The 17,594-nt window shown below is 66.9% G+C and carries 19 protein-coding genes, 1 tRNA gene and 1 pseudogene; 9 read left to right on the top strand and 12 right to left on the bottom strand.

Annotated elements, in window-relative coordinates:
• Window positions 1-109: 109 nt before the first annotated feature.
• Window positions 110-185 (top strand) — tRNA-Arg (locus tag OG266_RS25515).
• 55 nt (window positions 186-240) lie between these two features.
• On the opposite strand, the pseudogene OG266_RS25510 reads toward OG266_RS25515, so the two are convergent.
• The 3 genes and pseudogenes from OG266_RS25510 to OG266_RS25500 form a co-directional block, all read right to left on the bottom strand.
• Window positions 241-360, bottom strand: a pseudogene (locus OG266_RS25510) (oxidoreductase); the annotation flags it as partial.
• 160 nt (window positions 361-520) lie between these two features.
• On the bottom strand, window positions 521-802 hold the full coding sequence (locus OG266_RS25505; RefSeq protein WP_266460127.1) for a DUF3027 domain-containing protein: 282 nt from the start codon (window positions 800-802) through the stop codon (window positions 521-523).
• Between the two features lie 14 nt (window positions 803-816).
• Complete coding sequence (locus OG266_RS25500) at window positions 817-1,605, bottom strand: GntR family transcriptional regulator (RefSeq protein WP_371548630.1); 789 nt, start codon at window positions 1,603-1,605, stop codon at window positions 817-819.
• 107 nt (window positions 1,606-1,712) lie between these two features.
• On the opposite strand from OG266_RS25500, the gene OG266_RS25495 reads away from it, so the two are divergent.
• Genes OG266_RS25495 through OG266_RS25485 form a run of 3 tightly spaced genes read left to right on the top strand, consistent with a single transcriptional unit; the run spans window position 1,713 to window position 2,972 of the window.
• Window positions 1,713-2,129, top strand: a complete 417-nt coding sequence (locus OG266_RS25495; RefSeq protein ID WP_371552944.1) for an NUDIX hydrolase — start codon at window positions 1,713-1,715, stop codon at window positions 2,127-2,129.
• 46 nt (window positions 2,130-2,175) lie between these two features.
• Window positions 2,176-2,604 (top strand): ATP-binding protein, encoded by a 429-nt coding sequence (locus tag OG266_RS25490; protein ID WP_371548629.1) that lies wholly within the window; start codon window positions 2,176-2,178, stop codon window positions 2,602-2,604.
• Window positions 2,604-2,972 carry a hypothetical protein gene (locus OG266_RS25485; RefSeq protein ID WP_371548627.1) on the top strand — a complete coding sequence of 123 codons (369 nt, stop codon included), beginning with the start codon at window positions 2,604-2,606 and terminating at the stop codon, window positions 2,970-2,972. Before OG266_RS25490 ends, OG266_RS25485 begins: the two co-directional genes overlap by 1 nt.
• On the opposite strand, the gene OG266_RS25480 is transcribed toward OG266_RS25485, so the two are convergent.
• Both OG266_RS25480 and OG266_RS25475 read right to left on the bottom strand, forming a co-directional pair.
• Window positions 2,969-3,655, bottom strand: coding sequence for an SMI1/KNR4 family protein (locus OG266_RS25480; RefSeq protein ID WP_371548625.1), 687 nt, complete (start codon window positions 3,653-3,655; stop codon window positions 2,969-2,971). The two genes, OG266_RS25485 and OG266_RS25480, sit on opposite strands and share 4 nt — an antisense overlap.
• A 131-nt stretch (window positions 3,656-3,786) precedes the next feature.
• The gene (locus tag OG266_RS25475; protein WP_371548623.1) at window positions 3,787-3,948 is read right to left on the bottom strand and encodes a hypothetical protein; all 162 of its coding nucleotides are present in this window, start codon (window positions 3,946-3,948) and stop codon (window positions 3,787-3,789) included.
• Window positions 3,949-4,151: 203 nt separating this feature from the next.
• Between OG266_RS25475 and OG266_RS25470 the strand changes: the two genes are divergently transcribed.
• Complete coding sequence (locus tag OG266_RS25470) at window positions 4,152-4,541, top strand: hypothetical protein (protein WP_371548621.1); 390 nt, start codon at window positions 4,152-4,154, stop codon at window positions 4,539-4,541.
• A complete protein-coding gene (locus OG266_RS25465; protein ID WP_371548619.1) occupies window positions 4,538-8,074 on the top strand; it encodes a tetratricopeptide repeat protein in 3,537 nt (1,178 codons plus the stop codon). The genes OG266_RS25470 and OG266_RS25465 overlap by 4 nt, the downstream gene beginning before the upstream one ends.
• Before the next feature lie 1,272 nt (window positions 8,075-9,346).
• On the opposite strand, the gene OG266_RS25460 is transcribed toward OG266_RS25465, so the two are convergent.
• Window positions 9,347-10,276, bottom strand: a complete 930-nt coding sequence (locus OG266_RS25460; protein WP_371548618.1) for a DUF2199 domain-containing protein — start codon at window positions 10,274-10,276, stop codon at window positions 9,347-9,349.
• A gap of 270 nt (window positions 10,277-10,546) precedes the next feature.
• Here OG266_RS25460 and OG266_RS25455 point away from each other — a divergent pair, with 270 nt between their 5' ends.
• The gene (locus OG266_RS25455) at window positions 10,547-10,999 is read left to right on the top strand and encodes a VOC family protein (RefSeq protein ID WP_371548617.1); all 453 of its coding nucleotides are present in this window, start codon (window positions 10,547-10,549) and stop codon (window positions 10,997-10,999) included.
• 125 nt (window positions 11,000-11,124) lie between these two features.
• Here OG266_RS25455 and OG266_RS25450 read toward each other — a convergent pair whose 3' ends face one another.
• From OG266_RS25450 to OG266_RS25435, 4 genes are read right to left on the bottom strand one after another with little or no spacing between them, the layout of a single operon-like run.
• Window positions 11,125-11,886, bottom strand: a complete 762-nt coding sequence (locus tag OG266_RS25450; RefSeq protein WP_371548616.1) for an SDR family NAD(P)-dependent oxidoreductase — start codon at window positions 11,884-11,886, stop codon at window positions 11,125-11,127.
• A complete protein-coding gene (locus OG266_RS25445) occupies window positions 11,883-12,629 on the bottom strand; it encodes a VOC family protein (protein ID WP_371548615.1) in 747 nt (248 codons plus the stop codon). The genes OG266_RS25450 and OG266_RS25445 overlap by 4 nt, the downstream gene beginning before the upstream one ends.
• Before the next feature lie 33 nt (window positions 12,630-12,662).
• A complete protein-coding gene (locus OG266_RS25440) occupies window positions 12,663-13,433 on the bottom strand; it encodes an SDR family oxidoreductase (RefSeq protein WP_371548614.1) in 771 nt (256 codons plus the stop codon).
• A 5-nt stretch (window positions 13,434-13,438) separates the two neighbouring features.
• Window positions 13,439-14,200 carry an SDR family NAD(P)-dependent oxidoreductase gene (locus OG266_RS25435; RefSeq protein ID WP_266460092.1) on the bottom strand — a complete coding sequence of 254 codons (762 nt, stop codon included), beginning with the start codon at window positions 14,198-14,200 and terminating at the stop codon, window positions 13,439-13,441.
• A gap of 193 nt (window positions 14,201-14,393) precedes the next feature.
• On the opposite strand from OG266_RS25435, the gene OG266_RS25430 reads away from it, so the two are divergent.
• Window positions 14,394-15,254, top strand: coding sequence for a helix-turn-helix transcriptional regulator (locus OG266_RS25430; protein ID WP_371548613.1), 861 nt, complete (start codon window positions 14,394-14,396; stop codon window positions 15,252-15,254).
• 93 nt (window positions 15,255-15,347) lie between these two features.
• The gene (locus OG266_RS25425; RefSeq protein ID WP_371548612.1) at window positions 15,348-15,719 is read left to right on the top strand and encodes an iron chaperone; all 372 of its coding nucleotides are present in this window, start codon (window positions 15,348-15,350) and stop codon (window positions 15,717-15,719) included.
• A 150-nt stretch (window positions 15,720-15,869) separates the two neighbouring features.
• Here the strand turns inward: OG266_RS25425 and OG266_RS25420 are convergent, their stop codons facing one another.
• Entirely contained in the window at window positions 15,870-17,060 is a 1,191-nt protein-coding gene (locus tag OG266_RS25420; RefSeq protein ID WP_266460087.1) for an MFS transporter, read from the bottom strand.
• Between the two features lie 108 nt (window positions 17,061-17,168).
• Complete coding sequence (locus tag OG266_RS25415) at window positions 17,169-17,519, bottom strand: hypothetical protein (RefSeq protein ID WP_371548611.1); 351 nt, start codon at window positions 17,517-17,519, stop codon at window positions 17,169-17,171.
• Window positions 17,520-17,594 lie beyond the last annotated feature (75 nt).

Genomic DNA, 17,594 nt, shown 5'->3' with positions numbered 1-17,594 from the left:
CCGCATCCGCTACCCTGTCGGAAGCTGTCCTTTAACGACAGCGCAGACCTTGCAGAGACCTGGCTGACCTCTCACTCAGAGCCATCCGCCACGTTTCCCGCAAGGCCCCGCCTTCGTAGCTCAGGGGATAGAGCACCGCTCTCCTAAAGCGGGTGTCGCAGGTTCGAATCCTGCCGGGGGCACCAGGCAAAAGGCCCCGGACCGATCATGGTCCGGGGCCTTTGACATCTACTTTTGACATCAACGAGGGCGGTCACTCACAACCGGCCGCCGCTTGAGCAGCCGGTCCATGTGGCTGATGGCCTCGCGCTCCGCGTCCTGCACGACGTACGTGCATACGTCCATGGTGCGCGAGAATTCTTCCCATCTACTCGTCCGTACAAGATGCAGCCTTCGAACCCGATCTCCAGGAACGCGGCCACCCTGCCGCACAGCTTGCCCACTCGTCTATATGAGTATGCCTATTGGGGTGTATGAGTCTGAAGAGGTTTCCCCCTGCACTGCCCGAACCGAGGCGAACTCACCCGAAGGAACCGTCTTCCCGGATGGCGAACAACTCGCAGCCGTCGTGTTCGAAGCGGGCTCGCCCATCGAACGTCGAGCCTGGACGGGTGCAGACCCCCCAGTCCCGGCCCAGCTCTCCGCTCAGCGCGACCCAGAACCGGCAACCGCCGCACTGCTCGTCGAACCAGTCATCCCGGTAGTCGGGCTGATGAGTGCGCCTGTTCTGCGCCCGCAACCAGCGCTCGTGACACGCGTCGTTGTGTTCGCGGTCGTCACCTGTCCAAGCTCCGCCAGGCATCAGGTGATCCACACTCACGTAGCCGGGAGCTGGTACGACAGCACGTACGCATCCGCCGCCATCACGGTGTCGCAGACTTCCACGGCCCGCCCTTCCGTATCGAAGGCGGTACGGATGAGGTGGATCACCGGCACACCTGCGGCCAGCCGGAGCGTTTTGACCTCGGGCGGCGAGGGCATCCGGGCGCGGATCTCTTCCTCGAAGTGGTCGAGGCGGTGGCCCAGTTCCTCAAGGCGGGCGTAGATGCCGCCGGGACCTGGGTTGGGTTTGGCGATCGGGGTGTCTCGCGCGATGTCGAGCGGGAGGTAGGAGGTGGCGAACTCGACCGGCTTCCCGTCGAGCAGATACCGGCGCCGACGGGCGAGTACGCGCCGCACGGTACCGAGGCGGGTGGAGATGTCCTGGCTGGCCTTCTCCTCCTTGACCTCCAGGCTGTCGACCTGGGGGTGACTGCCCGCGGCGTCCGCTTCGACGATGAACGCGGACTTGCCCTGCTCGCGGTGGCGCCGGGCGAACCGGTCGGAGGCCAGCCGGCGGACGGGCGGTCGCGGTCGTACGAAGACGCCCTTGCCGTGCTCCGCGTGCACCAGGCCCTCGCCCTGGAGGATGGAGAAGGAGTTTCGGACCGTCATACGGGATACCCCGTAGTGGTCGACGAGCTCGGCTTCCGAGGGCAGCTTTTCGCCCTCAGTGAATCGCCCACGGTCGATGGCCTCGCGCAGCTGGTCGGCGATCTGCCGGAACACCGCACGATCGCTCGTGGGGTCCAGATCGCCGAGCTGGCTGGTCGGGAGTGAGGTCACGTTTACTCCTTTAGGTATCTAGACGAGTGGGCGAGTTTTGTTGCTACGGTGGAGAGCCTAGCCATCCGAGAGGGCCGAGGAACGTGAGCACTGACCGTCCGCACTCCGTGAGCGTTGCCGGAGTCATCATCGACGACCAGCGCCGGGCCCTCTTGATCAAGCGTCGCGACAACGGCCAGTGGGAACCCCCGGGTGGCGTCCTCGAACGCGACGAAACCATTCCCGAGGCACTCCAGCGCGAGGTCCTCGAAGAAACCGGAATCAAGATCGCGGTTCCCGCGACCCTCACCGGCGTCTACAAGAACATGACGGGCCTGATCGTCTCTCTGGTCTTCCGCTGTGAGGCCGCCGACGGGACGCCCACCACCGGGGACGAGACCCGCGCACTGCGCTGGGCCACCCGCGAAGAAGTCACCGAACTCGCCGACGAGGCGTACGCGATCCGCGTCCTGGACGCACTCGACTCCCTCGACGGGACATCCCCGCCGGCCATCCGCGCCCACGACGGCGTGAAACTCGTCTAGCCCGAACCCGCTGCACATGGCGGCCTACCAGCATAAAGGAACTTGTATGCACGAGTATACGAGCACTGCGCGGGTCTGGGGCCTCACTTGCCCAGGATTCCCGGAAGAGGTCAGCCGAGCGCGCCGCTGGACGAGGGACATCTTGCGCGGTTCACCGCTGGCCGAGGACGCCGAGCTGATCGTCAGCGAGTTGAGCGCGAACGCGATCCTGCACACGGCGAGCGGCCAGGAGTCCGGCAGCTTCCATCTGGCCCTCGCGGTGTCCGCGCAGGTCGTCGCGCTCTCGGTCACGGACGGCGGGGGTAACGGCACTGCCCCGAAGGTCGAGCACCAGGACGAGGACGCCGAACACGGCCGGGGCTTAGGCATGGTCAGCGCCATCGCCCACCGGGTGGTCGTCCACGACAGCAACGGCGGCTACACCGTCACCGCGGAACTCTTCGTCGATGCGCGGCCAGGAGGTCACCCGTGCTGATGGACAAGCCCCGCCGCGGCTACTGGTGCGAATGCTGGACCCAAGACATCGCCGAGCCGGGCTGGCCGTCCCTCCTGGCATCCTTCGACGCCTACTCGGCACCCCAGGCAGACAGATGGGTCGCAGTCGCGCTCCGCACCATCTCACCAGCGCTCGACCCAGAAGCCTCCGACGAGGCATGGGCCTGGCTGTACGAAGGCCGCGCCGAGACAAGGAGAGCTCTCCTATGCTCCGAGCCCTGCACGGTTTCCGTCACGCACACCAGCACCCGCATCACATGGACGATCCGCCCCGTGCTCTTCCTGCCGCTCGCACACCGCCACTCCGTAGAACTCCCGGACTGCACGAAGGAGTTCAAGCCCTCCTAACGAGGGCGCCCGGCCACAGCCTCGGACTTCTCGACCCAGTCGAGATACCAACCCGCAAACTCGACCCCCACCTGAGGCGCCCCAAGGGGATGGAACGTGCCATCTCCCGCACGCTCATCAAGCCACATACGGCCACGCTCCGGACCGGAGACGACGAGCCAGGAGCAGTAACCGCAGCCCTCGTGACTGAGGTTCACCGCGCCGGACGTCGACCAGTCGAAGAGCGCCTCATCCTCCTCCAACCAGGCACGACAGGCCTCACGGAACGCGTCGTCATCCTCAAAGGCAGACTCCACAGGTTCCTTGGCACTGTGCTCGGCCTGGACCTGTGAGCTTTCTTCCGCTGCTGGAAAAGGAAACCGCAACCGGCCGTGCGACATGCCGCCATCTACTTCGGTCCACAGCCACCCGGCGTCGCTCCGACTCAAGGAGCTCAGTCCGTAGCCCGGCCCAGCACCGCCCGCACCAACCTCAAGCAGGAATCCCCGGTAGTCCTCCGGTAGCAAAACGCCCCACTGAGCCTCAGCTTCACTGACATCCGACTCTGACAGCGGATCAGCAAGCCGGAAGTGATGACCACGGGCCCCGTACCGGTCCCAGGCTCCAAAGACTTGCCGCGCCCGATCCACCCGAGCCAACTCCGCAACACGCTTACGGACACCGCTCCAGGTCGTCGCCCCCATGAACCGCAGCGTAGGCCAAGAGCCCTGAACCCAAGCGAGCGTCACGCACCAACTGCAACTCCGGCGTCAAGCATCACCCGAGACAAGACAAGCCCCACGCGACCGACTGAGTTACAACTTTCTCTACTGGTTCAAGGCGGCTCGCTCCGCTCCCCGCGCGCGGCCCGACCCCCGGCCGGGCCTGCGCTCTTGTCTCCGCCCCGCTTCAGCCCGGCCAGCGCCCGTGCCGCGCACACAGCGATCAGCCGCTTGCCGTAGAAGAGGTACGTCATGGCTGGGGCGACCAGCTCCACGGCTTTACGCAGCCACTTTGACGCGACTCTCGAAGATCATGGCCCCAAGGTCGTGCCTGACCAGGCAGGTCCACCAACTGTCCGACGCGCCGGAAGCATAATTTGGAAACTCCGCCGTAATGCGTGTGGGGCGGTGACACGATATGGGGCACCTCCGGCTTAGGGGACAGAACATCAGGGGGAGAGTTGTGGACGCGCTAACAGTGGCCAACGAGATCACGCCCTATATCACCGCCGCTGTCAGCGCGTACGGCACCGCCGTGCTGACCCGGACCACCGACGCCAGCGCGGATGCCACCGTCTCGCTTGGGCAACGCATCTTGCAACGCATCTGGCGCCGCGAGGACTGCCGCCCCGATCTGGAGCAAGCCGTCAAGGACGCGAGCGAGGCCCCCGATGACGAGGACTTCCAAGCCAGACTGCGCGCCCAAATCAAGAGGATTCTGCGCGATGACCGCGCCCTGGTCACCGAGCTGACCGGCATGCTGGTCGAGGCGCGCGTGACCCTGGCAGCCTCCGGGGAGCGCGCAGTTGTGGCCAAGGACAACTCCGGCGTCATCAGCACCGGAGACAACGCCACTATCCAGCGATGACCCAACCCGAACCCACGCCCGCCCAAACCGTGCAGGCGATCGGTCACCGATCAGCCACCACTACTACCAACCGTGGGATCATCAGTACAGGCGATGGTGCGAGCATCGATGCACGCACCCAGGTCCTGCCAGCCGACGCGTACCGCCTGCCTACACAGGTGGACCCGCCCCCGGGGCTGACCAATCTGCCCGCCCCGGCCAGCGATGTATTCGTGGGCCGAGAGGAGGACCTGAACCGTTTGGAAACCGCCGTGGCAGATGGTGCGGGCGTGGTCACCCAGGTGATGCACGGGCTGGGAGGAGTCGGAAAGACCACCCTGGCCCTGCACTACGCCCACAGGCACCTAAGCGACTACACCATTCTCTGGTGGATCAACGCCGACAGCCCCAACGGCATCACTACCGCCCTGACCGACCTGGCCGCGCGCCTGAACCCGCGGGCTGATTTCACCACCACAGCCAGCGACCAAGCCGTGCCCTGGGCGCTCACGTGGCTCCAGTCCCACACCGGCTGGCTGCTGATCTTCGATAACGCCACTGCACCCGAGACCGTCGCCCCGTACATCGGGCAGCTGAGGACCGGCCGTCACCTGATCACCACCCGTCTTGCGCACGGCTGGCACCGCCTCGCCCGCCCCGTCCCTCTGGACACCCTCACCCCCGCAGCCGCCATTGACCTGCTAGCCCGTATCACCGCCTACTCCGCCGAACATCCGGCCCTGGCTGACATCGCTGCCGACCTCGGGTATCTGCCGCTGGCCCTGGAACATGCCGCCGCCTACGTCCGCCACGCCGCGCTCACCCCCGCCACCTACTTAGACCGGCTGCGACGCTACCCGGCCCGCATGTTCGCCGCCTCGCCCGCCGGCGGGGAGCAGGAGCGCACTATCGCCCGTATCTGGCACCTCACCCTGGCGGCCATCACCGAGCAGAACCCGCTTGCCGCCGACCTGCTACGCACCCTGGCCTGGTTCGCCCCTGAACACGTCCCCCGCGACCTGCTGTCCCCCTTGCACGACGACCCGATCGCCGTTGACGAGGCTCTAGGTCTGCTGGCTGCGTACAGCATGATCACGATCACCGAGACAACCGTCAGTACCCACCGCCTCGTTCAGACCGTCGCTCGCACTCCTGAGCCCACCGACCCGCAGCGCGCCCCCGACCCCATCAACCGCGCCAATCGGCAGGCGACCATAGCCTTACGCGATGCGCTGCCCGATGACCCGGAAGGCAACCCCGCAGACTGGCCCCGCTGGCGGGAGTTGCTGCCTCACATCGATGCCCTCGCCTCTGCCACAGACCCCCTCCTAGCTGAGACCGAAGCCACGGGGTACGTCCTCCACCGGACGGCCCTATTTCTTCAAGGACACGGCCAGACCGCCCGCGCCATCACCTATCTCCAGCGCGCAGAGCAGATACGCCAGCGTGTGCTGGGTGAGGAACACCCCGACACCCTCGCCACCCGCAACAACCTCGCGGGCGCCTACCAGTCGGCGGGTAACCTGCGACGAGCCATCACGCTGTACGAACAGACCCTCACCGATCGGGTGCGACTGCTGGGTGAAGAACATGCCGACACCCTCGCCACCCGCAACGACCTCGCGGGCGCCTACCAGTCGGCGGGCGACCTGCGACGAGCCATCACGCTGTACGAACAGACCCTCACCGATCGGGTGCGACTGCTGGGTGAAGAACATGCCGACACCCTCGCCACCCGCAACGACCTCGCGGTCGCCTACCAGTCGGCGGGCGACCTGCGACGAGCCATCACGCTGTACGAACAGACCCTCACCGATCGGGTGCGACTGCTGGGTGAAGAACACCCCCACACCCTCACGACCCGCAACGACCTCGCGGGCGCCTACCACGCCGCAGGCAACCTGCGACGAGCCATCACGCTGTACGAACAGACCCTCACCGATGAGGTGCGGCTGCTGGGTGAAGAACACCCCGACACCCTCATCACCCGCAACAACCTCGCGGTCGCCTACCACGCCGCAGGCAACCTGCGACGAGCCATCACGCTGTACGAACAGACCCTCACCGATGAGGTGCGGCTGCTGGGTGAAGAACACCCCCACACCCTCACCACCCGCAACAACCTCGCGGGCGCCTACCAGTCGGCGGGCGACCTGCAACGAGCCATCACGCTCTACGAACAGACCCTCACCGATTCGGTGCGACTGCTGGGCGGGGAACACCCCGACACCCTCACCACCCGCAACAACCTCGCGGGCGCCTACCAGTCGGCGGGCGACCTGCGACGAGCCATCACGCTCTACGAACAGACCCTCACCGATCGGGTGCGACTGCTGGGCGGGGAACACCCCGACACCCTCGCCACCCGCAACGACCTTGCGGGCGCCTACGAGTCGGCGGGTGACCTGCAACGAGCCATCACGCTCTACGAACAGACCCTCACCGATCGGGTGCGACTGCTGGGCGGGGAACACCCCCACACCCTCACCTCCCGCAACGACCTCGCGGGCGCCTACGAGTCGGCGGGTGACCTGCAACGAGCCATCACGCTCTACGAACAGACCCTCACCGATCAGGTGCGACTGCTGGGTGAGGAACACCCCCACACCCTCACCACCCGCAACAACCTCGCGGGCGCCTACCACGCCGCAGGCGACCTGGGACGAGCCATCCCGCTGTACGAACAGAACCTCACCGATCGGGTGCGGCTACACAGTGAGAACCACCCGGAAACTCTTACCTCCCGCAGCAACCTCGCCTATGCCTACGAGTCGGCGGGTGACCTGGGACGAGCCATCACGCTCTACGAACAGACCCTCACCGATCAGGTGCGGCTACACAGTGAGAACCACCCGGAAACTCTTACCTCCCGCAGCAACCTCGCCTATGCCTACGAGTCGGCGGGTGACCTGGGACGAGCCATCACGCTGTACGAACAGAACCTCACCGATCAGGTGCGACTGCTGGGTAACGATCACCCCGACACCCGCGCTAGCCGTCAGAAACTCGCCTGCTGGCTGTGGGCAATGGGTGATGAGGCTGGAGCCGAGGTCGCTCTTGAAGAAGCCTTTAGAGGAATGCGCATGAAATTCACAGGTGTGGCCAGCATCGTGCTTCCAGTTCTTCCCGGATGGGAGGACCGTTCTCAGGCGATCTTGGTCCAGTCTGAACAAGAGGATGGATTCGCACCCAACATCGTGGTGACCCATGAGGCCAGACACGGCAGGTCTTTGGACCAGTTTCTCACGCAACATCTGAGTACGCTGGAGCAGACATTCAACCACCTCGACATCGGACGCAATGAACCTGCCACTTTCGGGGCCCACTCCGGCCATCTGATCGATTACACCTTCTTGACCAACGACAAGCAGTACCGCCAGGCTCAATTCTTCCTCTTTACAGGTAAATCCGTCATCACGTTCACGGTGTCCCATACGTCCCGTCGGTTCCCTGCTTTCTGGCCAGTCATGAAAAGGATCATCGAGGCAGCCCGCATCGAAAGTAATGATCCCGATGTGGACGACTCTTTGCGGGCCATCGGCGATGCTTCCTAATCCTGCTGATCAAGGTCAGGCTCCCTTGGGGCAGCTGCACGCCTGGACGTGGTGCCAGTAGTTGACAATCGGCGGTTTGAACAGCCGGTCCGGACAGGTTGGGTCCTGCACTGACCGTCTGCTCCGGCCACGTGAAGTAGCGTTCCAGCAGCGCTCCATCGATAGGAGTCATCAGTTCACTCGCCGCGAGAAGCTCCGGCAGGACTACTCCGCGTTGGTCAACTACCGTCGCTGCCTGGTTCATCTCTGGTTCGGCGCGCAACAGCCACCACCGAAAGACCCAGACACGGTACGCATCCGCGCCTACGACTCGCGTTCCATACCCAAGGGGCTCTCTTCCGGGAGAAGGTGCGCACCGATGACGAGACGCTGAGCCAGGCTGCGGAGTACGTGCTTGCAGACATCACGGCGCTACCCGAGGCTTACAGCGGGGTCGGCCGACGGTTTCAGAGTGCAGACCCGACGATATCTGCCGACTTGTCAGCGCAGGCAAGTAACACCTCTGAGGCGCTTGTAGAGGCACTGGTCTTGTAGAGTCACCAGGTGCTCCGAATGCTAACGGTGGCCGCACCACAACCGCACCAGATCGAGCAGGGAATCACGGTGCAAGCTATCAAGCCCGAAAAGGCCACAGGACAGTATTCGCCCAGGTAAACGCCTCAACATGCCTCAGAATGGCGCAGCTTCCAAGCTGAGGGCTCCGCTGCTGTCGCTGGCCAGCCGTCGCGGCTCACTTTGGGTCGACAACACACTCACACAACGTGGCTGGAGCCGGTGGGGGTGCAGCGAGGCATGCGCGCGCCTCATCGGTCGACGCACCCGCCGTCGTAGCTGACTGTCGTCGGCTGAGGCACAGAACGACCTCGACGAAGGCGCCGGCCGTACCTCGACTACCGGTCGTATGCGGTGTGGGCAAGGCGCACGGTGGTGCGGAGCGCACGGATTGACATCCATCGCTGACATCAACGACCGCCAACAATGGCAGCCCCAGACGGCCTTCATCGACCACCCCTCAACTGCGTGGGGCCGTGTCTCCGCCGCTTTGATTCGAACTCCTAAAGCGGGTGTCGCAGGTTCGAATCCTGCCGGGGGCACCAGACACAAGGCCCCGGACCGATCATGGTCCGGGGCCTTTTACATCTACTTCTCACATCAACGAGGGCGGTCACTCGCAACCGGCCGCCGCTTGAGCAGCCACTCCATGTGGCTGTTGGCCTCGTGCTGCTTGTCCTGCGCGACGTGCATCAGCCAGCGACGGTTCCACTCGTTGTGTCAGCCTCTGTCGGTCGCTCTGGTCTCGTCCTCCGTGCTTCGGTGCAGCGAGCGCCAGACGTGCTGGGCCCATGGGAGGTCCTCCGGGGCGTCCCACGTGCAGTAGACCCCGGCGCCAGTGCCGCTGTTGTGGACGGTGAATCCGTACAGCTCGTGCCGCTCGTGGCCCTGCGGGCCCGAGGTGAGCCAGAAAGCGTGGCGCACGCCGTCCGGGATCTGTTCCGTGAGTTGTTGGTCGGACGGCACTGTGGGGGCGCCGACCAGCAGCGAGGCGAGGAATTCTTCTGGGGTGTCGCCGGCGCTGCCGGAGAACAGATCGGCCTGCACGTTATGGCCCGGCGCTGCGAACTGTGAGGTGCCTTCTACGACCCGCGCCGCCAGGCCGGCGGTTCGTTCGATGGACCAGTGCTCGTCCAGGTGCGTGCGCACGGCCACGGGCAACGGATGGCCCAGGCAGCTCAGGACGTCGTGCCGGTCCCAGGTTCCTGCCAGGACGTGCGCGAGGAGGTGCTGGTCGCTGGTGACGACGTACGGAATCTCGTCGGGGTTGCGGACCTCGACGGTGGCCGTTGCGCCGAGCAGTCCGTCGCCCCAGGGTTTGATGGAATTGGCCAGTGCCCCGCGGAGGGTCAAGTCCGCGTAGGCAGGGTCCTTCCAGATGGTGTGGGCGTGATCCAGCTCTACGTCGCTGATCTCCAGCCAGGTACCGAATACGAGCTCGATGTCGTCGGTAAGTCGGACGGGCAGCAGACAGCGCATGAAGCAGCCGACACCGTCGACCCGAAGAAGAGCGCCGAGACCGACTTCGTGCCGGGCTTCCTCGCCCGCCGCCAAGGCAACGTCAGGCAGCCCGAACCGGACATCTATTCGCTTCTCGTCCAGAGTGGGTGTTCCGCAACAGGAACAGGCCGGAGCATGGTTGGCGATCACGTCGCGCAGCCTAGAGCCGTGTGGGACGTCGCCATGCCTGGGACGCCTACGGTCTCGACGATCAAACGACGGCTCCGGCGGGGGATTCGGCCGGCACCGGGAGGGAGGGGGCGCCGTTCGCGGCTGCGGGCCCGAAGTGGCGTGTGCGGGGAGCTCCCATCACGCTTCGGCCTGTCGCTTGATGCGAGTTCCGAAATCCATCGATGAGTTCCGCAGGCCGGGCCGGTCTACCCAGTCGTACATCATCGAACCTCGGACTGGAGACCCACCATGGCCACTCCCGCACACGCCGGTCGCATGCTGTTCGTGAACATCCCTGTGGCGGACGTCGAGCGCAGCAAGGCGTTCTTCGCGCGGCTCGGGTTCAGCTACAACCCGATGTTCACCGGTGAGACCGCCGCCTGCATGCTGGTCGGCGAGCAGGCCTCCGTCATGCTGCTCAGCCACGAGACGTTCGCGCAGTTCGCGAAGCTGCCGATGGCCGATCCCACCACGCACACGCTGGCGCTCTACTGCTTCAGCGTGTCAACCCGCGATGAGGTCGACACGGTCGCTGAGGCTGCGCTCGCGGCGGGCGGCTCCGAGGCCGACGGCCCCGAGGACCACGGCTTCATGTACTCACGCAGCTTCTACGACCTCGACGGCCACGGCTGGCAGGTCATGTGGATGGATCCGTCGAGCACCTCGGACAGCTCGACCTCCTCCACGCCCGCCAGGGCGTGATCCTGCTCGACCCATCGGGCACCGGCAAGACCCACCTCGCCGTCATAGGGCGGCGCGGGCTTGCGGATCACGTCGATCGCCGCGGCCCATGTCGCCGCGTCGGCGCCCTTCCGCCCATGCGGTGTTCAGAGTTGGGTCTGGCCGCCGTTGACCTCGTAGACGGAACCGGTGACGAAAGCGGCTTCGTCGGAGAGCAGGAAGCTGACCACGGCTGCGACCTCGTCGACTTGGCCCACGCGGCCCATCGCGGTTTTCGTGGCGATCGAGGCGCGGACCTCCGGCGGGAGTGCTCGTGCGGATGGGGCGTCGATCGGACCGGGTGCGACGGCGTTGACGCGGATGCCGCGCTTCGCGTATTCGACCGCGGCGGAGCGGGTGAGTCCGACGATGCCGTGTTTGGAGGCCGCGTATGCGGACCGCCCGGCGTGGGCCATCACTCCGGCGGTGGAGGCCATGTTGAGGATGGCCCCACCGCCGGCCTCGAGCATGTGGGCGATCTCGGCCTTCATGCTGTGGAAGACGCCGGTCAGGTTGACGGTGATGACGTCGTTCCAGTCGTCGAGAGCGATGTCGTGGACCTCGGCCAGGGCGGGCGTGATGCCGGCGTTGTTGAAGGCGAGGTCGAGGGCGCCGTAGGTCGTGACGGTGAAAGCGACGAGCCGCTCGGTGTCGTCGAACGACGTGACGTCTGCGGCGAACGCGGTTGCGAGGTGTCCGGCGGTACGGAGTTCCGCGGCGACGCGTTCGGCGGCCCCCGCGTCACGGTCGGCGACGACGATACGCGCGCCGTCCGCGGCGAGTCGTCCGGCGGCCGCTTCACCGAGGCCGGATCCTGCGCCGGTGACGAGCCCGACCTTGCCGGTCTTGTCGCGCGAGTTGGTCGTCATACGGCAGCCTCCTCGACGGTGAGTTGGACGAGGGTGAAGACGGCGCCCGCCGGGTCGAGGAAGACCGCGATCGTGCCGATCCCGACCGGCGTCGGCGGCATGAGCAGGGTGCCGCCGTGTTCGGTGGCGGCCTTCGCCGCGACCTCGATGTCATCGACGGCGAAGTACACATCCCAGTACGCGGGCGTCTCGGCAGGCATCGCCGGCGGCCGGGGCAGGAGCCCGGAGAACGACCTGCCGTACGCCTGCCACTCGCGGCGGCCGAGGGGACCGCTCGGCTCCGTGAGCTCCCACCCGAAGGCCCCGCGGTAGAAGGCTGCGGACGTGTCGACGTCGTCGGTGATCAGTTCGGCCCATGCGAGGGTGCCGGGCGCCGGGCGCCGCTCACGGTGCTGTGGGGCGGGGGCGCGGAGCGCGAACCGGGTTCCGTTGGAGTCGGTGACGACGGCGGAGCCTCCGGTGACCGTGCCCGCGGCCTTGGAGACGGCGGTCAGCGCGGTGTCGAGCTCGTCGACGTCGAAGTGAACGAGCCATCCAGGGGGCCCATCAGCCGTGGCGATGTCGCTGATGTCGGCAACCGGCGTGCCCTCGGCGGATGCGAGCAGTCGGCCGTCGGTCTCCGTGACGGCCCAGCCCAGCAGGGCCTCGTAGAAGGAAGCGACGGTCCGCGGGTCGGCCGAGACGAGGCTCGCCCAGCCGGGCCGGACGGGGGTGCGAAACGCGTCAGTCACGGTCGCGGTCATGGTCGGACTCCGATCGGTGGGTGTTCGGAAAGGTCACTGGAGTGCACCCCCGCTGATCAGGAGGCTCTGCCCGCTGACCCAGGCCGCGAGGCCGGAGGCGAGGTACTCGGCGGCGTCCGCGACGTCGTCGACGGTCCCCATCCGGCGGCCGATGCGCCCGGGCTGGGCGACGAACTGCCGTACCGGGTGGTGCGGTTGGTCCGGGTTCGGGTCCGGCTCGGTGAACACGCCCGCGCCCTCGATCGCTGTGGGAAGGATTGTGTTGACGGTGATCCCGCGGTCGGCGAGTTCCTGCGCCAGGACCTGGACGGCGTAGCGCGGTGCTGTCTTGCTCGACCCGTACAGTCCTTCGCCGCGGACCGGCACGGTCGTCGTGCTCGAACCGACGTAGATGATCCGGCCGCCGTTCACGACGTGCCGCGCCGCCGCCTGGAGCGTGAAGAAGGTGCCCCGGGTGTTGATGGCGAAGAGACGGTCGAACTGCTCCTCGGTGATGTCGAGGAAATCGATGCCGATGAGCTCGACACCCGCGTTGGCGACAGCGATGTCGACCTGTCCGAAACGGTCGGTGGCCTCGGTGAAGAGGCGCTGGATGTCAGGTACGACGGACACGTCGGCCTGTACGGCGATCGCCGCCGCGCCCAGACGTTCGATCTCCGCGACCGTGGCATCGGCCTCCTTCGCGCTGGAGGCGTAGTTGACCACGATGTTCGCGCCGAGGCGTGCGTAGCGCAGGGCGATCGCCTTGCCGATGCCGCGGGCGGAGCCCGTGACCACGGCCGTCCTGCCGGTCAGGTCGGTCATGGGACTCACAGGCTCTGTCCGCCGGAGATCTCGATGCGCTGCGCGGTGACCCACTGGTTCGCATCCGAGAGGAGTGCCGTCACCGCGCCCGCGATGTCGTCGGGTTCGCCCACGCGTCCCAGGGCGACCTGCGAGGTGAGGTAGTTGCGGACCTGTTCGTCGTGCATCATGCCGCCGCCGAAGTCGGTCGCGGTCGCCCCGGGCGCGACGGTGTTCACGCGGATACCGCGGCTGCCGAGCTCCTTGGCCTGGTAACGGGTGAGGACCTCGACCGCGCCCTTCACGGCGCCATAGGCGGAATGCCCCGGGACGGCGAAGCGGGTCAGACCGCTGGAGACGTTCACGATGGCGCCGCCGTCGGCAAGCGCCGGCAGCAGGGTCTGTGTCAGGAAGAACACGCCCTTGAGGTGTACGTCCACCAGGTCGTCGAAGTCCTTCTCGGTCGTCTCGGCGAACGGGGCGGTCAGGTCGGTGCCGGCGTTGTTGACGAGGAAGTCGAACGTGGTCCTGCCCCAGCGCGCCTGGAGCTCGGTGCCGAGCCGCTCGGCGAAGTCCGCGAAGGTGTTCACGACGCTGGTGTCGAGCCGCAGCGCGACGGCGGAACGTCCCAGGTCGGTGATGGCGGACACGACTTCCTCGGCCTCGGCCCGGTTGTTGCGATAGGTCACGACGACGTCGACGCCTGCCCGGGCGAGATGCAGCGCGTAGGCGCGTCCGAGACCTCGGTTGGCTCCGGTGATGACGGCGATCTTCTGGGTGGTGCTCATGATGACTCCTTGGTCGCTCAACGGGGGTTCGCTCCGAAACGGGGATGCTGTGCCGAACCCGATGACCAGTTGACGCGCGATCCGAGAAGCCATCCAGTGCCTGCTTGTCCACTGTCCGGCGGTCCCAGGCTGAGGCTCAGCCTGGGACTGGCAGACAGTGGATAGCCGTATCCGGGTGAGGCACAGTGTCGATATGGATCAGAGCGGTCTGGCGACATTTCTCCGTAGGCGTCGAGAGGCGCTGCAACCCGACGACGTCGGCGTTCCTCCGGGGCAGCGCCGACGTACGCCCGGGCTACGACGCGAGGAAGTGGCCGCGCTGTGCGGAATGTCGACGGACTACTACAGCCGTCTCGAACGCGGCCGCGGACCGCAGCCCTCGGAGCAGATGATCACCGCGATCGCCCGTGGGCTCCGGCTCACCCTCGACGAACGCGACCACCTCTTCGTCCTCGCCGGCCACAACGCACCGGCCCGCACCACACGCGACGACCACGTCAACGCCGGCATGATGCGCATCCTCGACCGCCTTGAGGACACGCCCGCGCAGGTCGTCACCGCCACCGGCGAGACGATCGTGCAGACCCCGCTGGCAGTGGCCCTGCTCGGCGACCAGACACGATTCACCGGGCTCGCGCGAAGCATCATCTACCGCTGGTTCACCGACCCGGACGAACGTACGACTTACGCGTCGGACGACCACCCGACGCACAGCCGCGTCTACGTGGCCCAGCTCCGCACGATCGCCTCCCGCGAGGGCCGCGGCTCACACGCCGCCGCGCTCGCCGACCGGCTGTGCGCGGAGAGCTCCGAGTTCGCGGAACTGTGGGCCCGGCACGAAGTCGGTATCTCCTACACCAACCGCAAAAGAATCCTGCACCCGCAGGTCGGAATGATCTCCCTGCACTGCCAGACGCTCGTCGACCCGGACCAGGCCCAGTCGCTGCTGGTCTTCACGGCGATCCCCGGCACGGAAGACCACGACAAGCTCCGGCTGCTCTCCGTCATCGGAAGCCAGCGGCTCGGGGCGTCCACCACGGCGACCTCCGACTGAGGACTACGTGTCCCCTGCCGCGCCATGAAGACGTGGCATGAAGACGTGCCATGAAGACGCGCCATGAAGAGTGGGCGGTGCCACACTGCCGCCATGGGAAAGCCGCAGACGATCGGTGAGTACATCGAGGGTTTCGCGGGGCCAGGCCGCGAGGTGCTTGAGCAGGTGCGGGCGCTGGCCCTCGAGGCGGTCCCCGCGGCGAGCGAGGCGGTCAAGTGGGGCCATCCCGCGTGGGTTCACCCGTCCGGGACGATCCTGTTCATGGTCAGCGGCCACGCGAAGCACGCGAACGTCGTGTTCACCCCCAGCACCCGTGAGGCGTTCGACGCCGCCCTCGCCGGATTCGCCACCGGCAAGGGCTCGGTCAAGCTCCCGTACGGCGAGCCTGTGCCGGGCGAGCTGCTGCGCCGGATGATCGCGTTCCGCGTGCGCGAGCACGAGGACGACGGCGTGCTGTGGATGTGACGGCCGCGGAGGCGAAGCGAGGCTTCTGACGGCGCGGCCGCTGTGCGGTTGGCGCGCCGCCGGACAGCAGTCCGCCCGGCACTCCGCCCGGGTCACGGCCGCATCCGCGGACATGTGCATGTGTACGTGGGTCACCGCGTCCGTACGCGTTCACGGCCTCGTCGGTACCGGTCGCCGGAGCAGGTAGACGGCCGCGGTCGAGACCAGCACGGCCATGCATGCGATGAACACCAGCCCCGCGCCCTCCAGGCCGATCGGACCCGCCAGTACCCCCACGCCGATCACCGGTACCGAGATGCCCGCGTAAGCCACCACGAACAGCGTCGAGATGACGGCCGCGCGCCGGTCCGCGGGAGACGCCTCGGCCACTGCGGACAGCGCCCCGCGAAATGCCAGCCCCTGCCCGCATCCGCCGACGATCGCGCTCAGCACCACCAGAAGCAGCAGGTCCCACCGGAGCGCGCCCGCGAGCAGTGCAAGGCCGGCAAGGAGTGCGGCGCAGCCCAGTGGCAGCGATCGCTCCAACCCGACCCAGCCGACGGCCAGTTGACCGGCGGTCGAGGCGAAGAAGGCCAGCGCGACGACCAGACCGCTCACGGCGTGGTTGTGCACGTCCAGGGACTCTGCGAGGAACGCCGGGCTGACCGATGTGAACACCCCGAACAAGGCGAACCCCACGAACGAAGCGATCGCCGCCGGCCCGAACACCGCCCGCACCTGCGGGGGCAGGCCGGGCCGCTGCGGTCGTACGGTGCTCAGCGGGCGCCGTTCCCGTACGGTCTCCGGAAGCCACAGCAGGACGGTGGCTGAGCAGGCCACCAGGGCGAGATGTACGACGAACGGCAGGTAGAGCGGCCAGGGGGCGTACTGCGCGAGCACTCCGGCGAGCAGCGGACCGCAGCCCAGCCCGCCCATGTTGGCTGCCGTCGCCACGAACGTGGCCCGTGAGGCTCCGCCGGACGGTGCCAGTTCCATCACGTACGCCGTGGCGGCCCCGGTGAACAGACCTGCGGACAGTCCCGACAGCAGGCGCCCCGCGTACAGCCAGCCCAGCCCGGTGGCGCACAGGAAGCAGACGGCGCTGGCCGCCGCGAATCCCAGGCCCCACAGCAGCACCTGACGCCGGCCCACGGCGTCCGACGCGTTGCCCGCCAGCAGCAGCACGCCGATGACCCCGAAGGCGTACACGGCGTACACGACGGTGACCGTCAGCTCGGAGAACCCGAACTTCTCCTGGTAGAGGCCGTAGAGGGGGGTCGGCAGCGTGGTGCCGGCCATGCACACGGCGAACACGGCCCCACCGAGCAAACACTGGCGCCACCCTCGGCGATCACCGTCCATGCCGCCGACGGTATCCCCGCACGCCGCCCCGGTTCGGCACGGCGTGCCCGGCGAGCCGCCGGTGAGCCGGACACCACTTGCCTCGTGGGCATCCCAGAGATGCTGGTGTCATCTGATGGGGACGATGCGGTCGGGCCTGCCGAGCCCGCTGGTTCGGACCCATCCTTTGCCCGTCACGTGCCCATCTGCCGCCAGGCTTTCCGCCTGTCCGTCAGGGGCCAGGGAATGGTTGTAGCTCTGGCTGAGGCCTTGCCCGCTGTCCGCGAACAGGTACCTGCCGGCATAGACCCGGCCGTTGTGCTCCCACTCGTAGCGCACGATGGGCTTGCGCAGGACGGCTTCGAACCACTGGGCCGCGTGATCGGCGAGTTGCTGCGGGGAGCCGGCCGCTTCCGTGGCAAGGCTTGTGGGTCTGTCGGGCAGGAAATAGAGCTGGTTGTGGAGTTCGTCGCCTCGCATGGTCGATCCGATTCATTCTCAGGATCATCGATCTCGAACCAGGGGTTCCCCGACATGAGGGGCACTGTAGGCCGG

This window comes from Streptomyces sp. NBC_00554, from assembly GCF_041431135.1.
Classification (GTDB): domain Bacteria; phylum Actinomycetota; class Actinomycetes; order Streptomycetales; family Streptomycetaceae; genus Streptomyces.
This window is presented reverse-complemented; position numbering and strand designations above follow the sequence as displayed.

Bases quoted from the DNA above. Each gene is read 5' to 3' on its own strand.
- OG266_RS25505 (WP_266460127.1), bottom strand. From the start codon at position 802: ATGCCTGGCGGAGCTTGGACAGGTGACGACCGCGAACACAACGACGCG.
- OG266_RS25490 (WP_371548629.1), top strand. From the start codon at position 2,176: ATGCACGAGTATACGAGCACTGCGCGGGTCTGGGGCCTCACTTGCCCA.
- OG266_RS25485 (WP_371548627.1), top strand. From the start codon at position 2,604: ATGGACAAGCCCCGCCGCGGCTACTGGTGCGAATGCTGGACCCAAGAC.
- OG266_RS25480 (WP_371548625.1), bottom strand. From the start codon at position 3,655: ATGGGGGCGACGACCTGGAGCGGTGTCCGTAAGCGTGTTGCGGAGTTG.
- OG266_RS25465 (WP_371548619.1), top strand. From the start codon at position 4,538: ATGACCCAACCCGAACCCACGCCCGCCCAAACCGTGCAGGCGATCGGT.
- OG266_RS25455 (WP_371548617.1), top strand. From the start codon at position 10,547: ATGGCCACTCCCGCACACGCCGGTCGCATGCTGTTCGTGAACATCCCT.
- OG266_RS25450 (WP_371548616.1), bottom strand. From the start codon at position 11,886: ATGACGACCAACTCGCGCGACAAGACCGGCAAGGTCGGGCTCGTCACC.
- OG266_RS25445 (WP_371548615.1), bottom strand. From the start codon at position 12,629: ATGACCGCGACCGTGACTGACGCGTTTCGCACCCCCGTCCGGCCCGGC.
- OG266_RS25440 (WP_371548614.1), bottom strand. From the start codon at position 13,433: ATGACCGACCTGACCGGCAGGACGGCCGTGGTCACGGGCTCCGCCCGC.
- OG266_RS25435 (WP_266460092.1), bottom strand. From the start codon at position 14,200: ATGAGCACCACCCAGAAGATCGCCGTCATCACCGGAGCCAACCGAGGT.
- OG266_RS25430 (WP_371548613.1), top strand. From the start codon at position 14,394: ATGGATCAGAGCGGTCTGGCGACATTTCTCCGTAGGCGTCGAGAGGCG.
- OG266_RS25425 (WP_371548612.1), top strand. From the start codon at position 15,348: ATGGGAAAGCCGCAGACGATCGGTGAGTACATCGAGGGTTTCGCGGGG.
- OG266_RS25420 (WP_266460087.1), bottom strand. From the start codon at position 17,060: ATGGACGGTGATCGCCGAGGGTGGCGCCAGTGTTTGCTCGGTGGGGCC.
- OG266_RS25415 (WP_371548611.1), bottom strand. From the start codon at position 17,519: ATGCGAGGCGACGAACTCCACAACCAGCTCTATTTCCTGCCCGACAGA.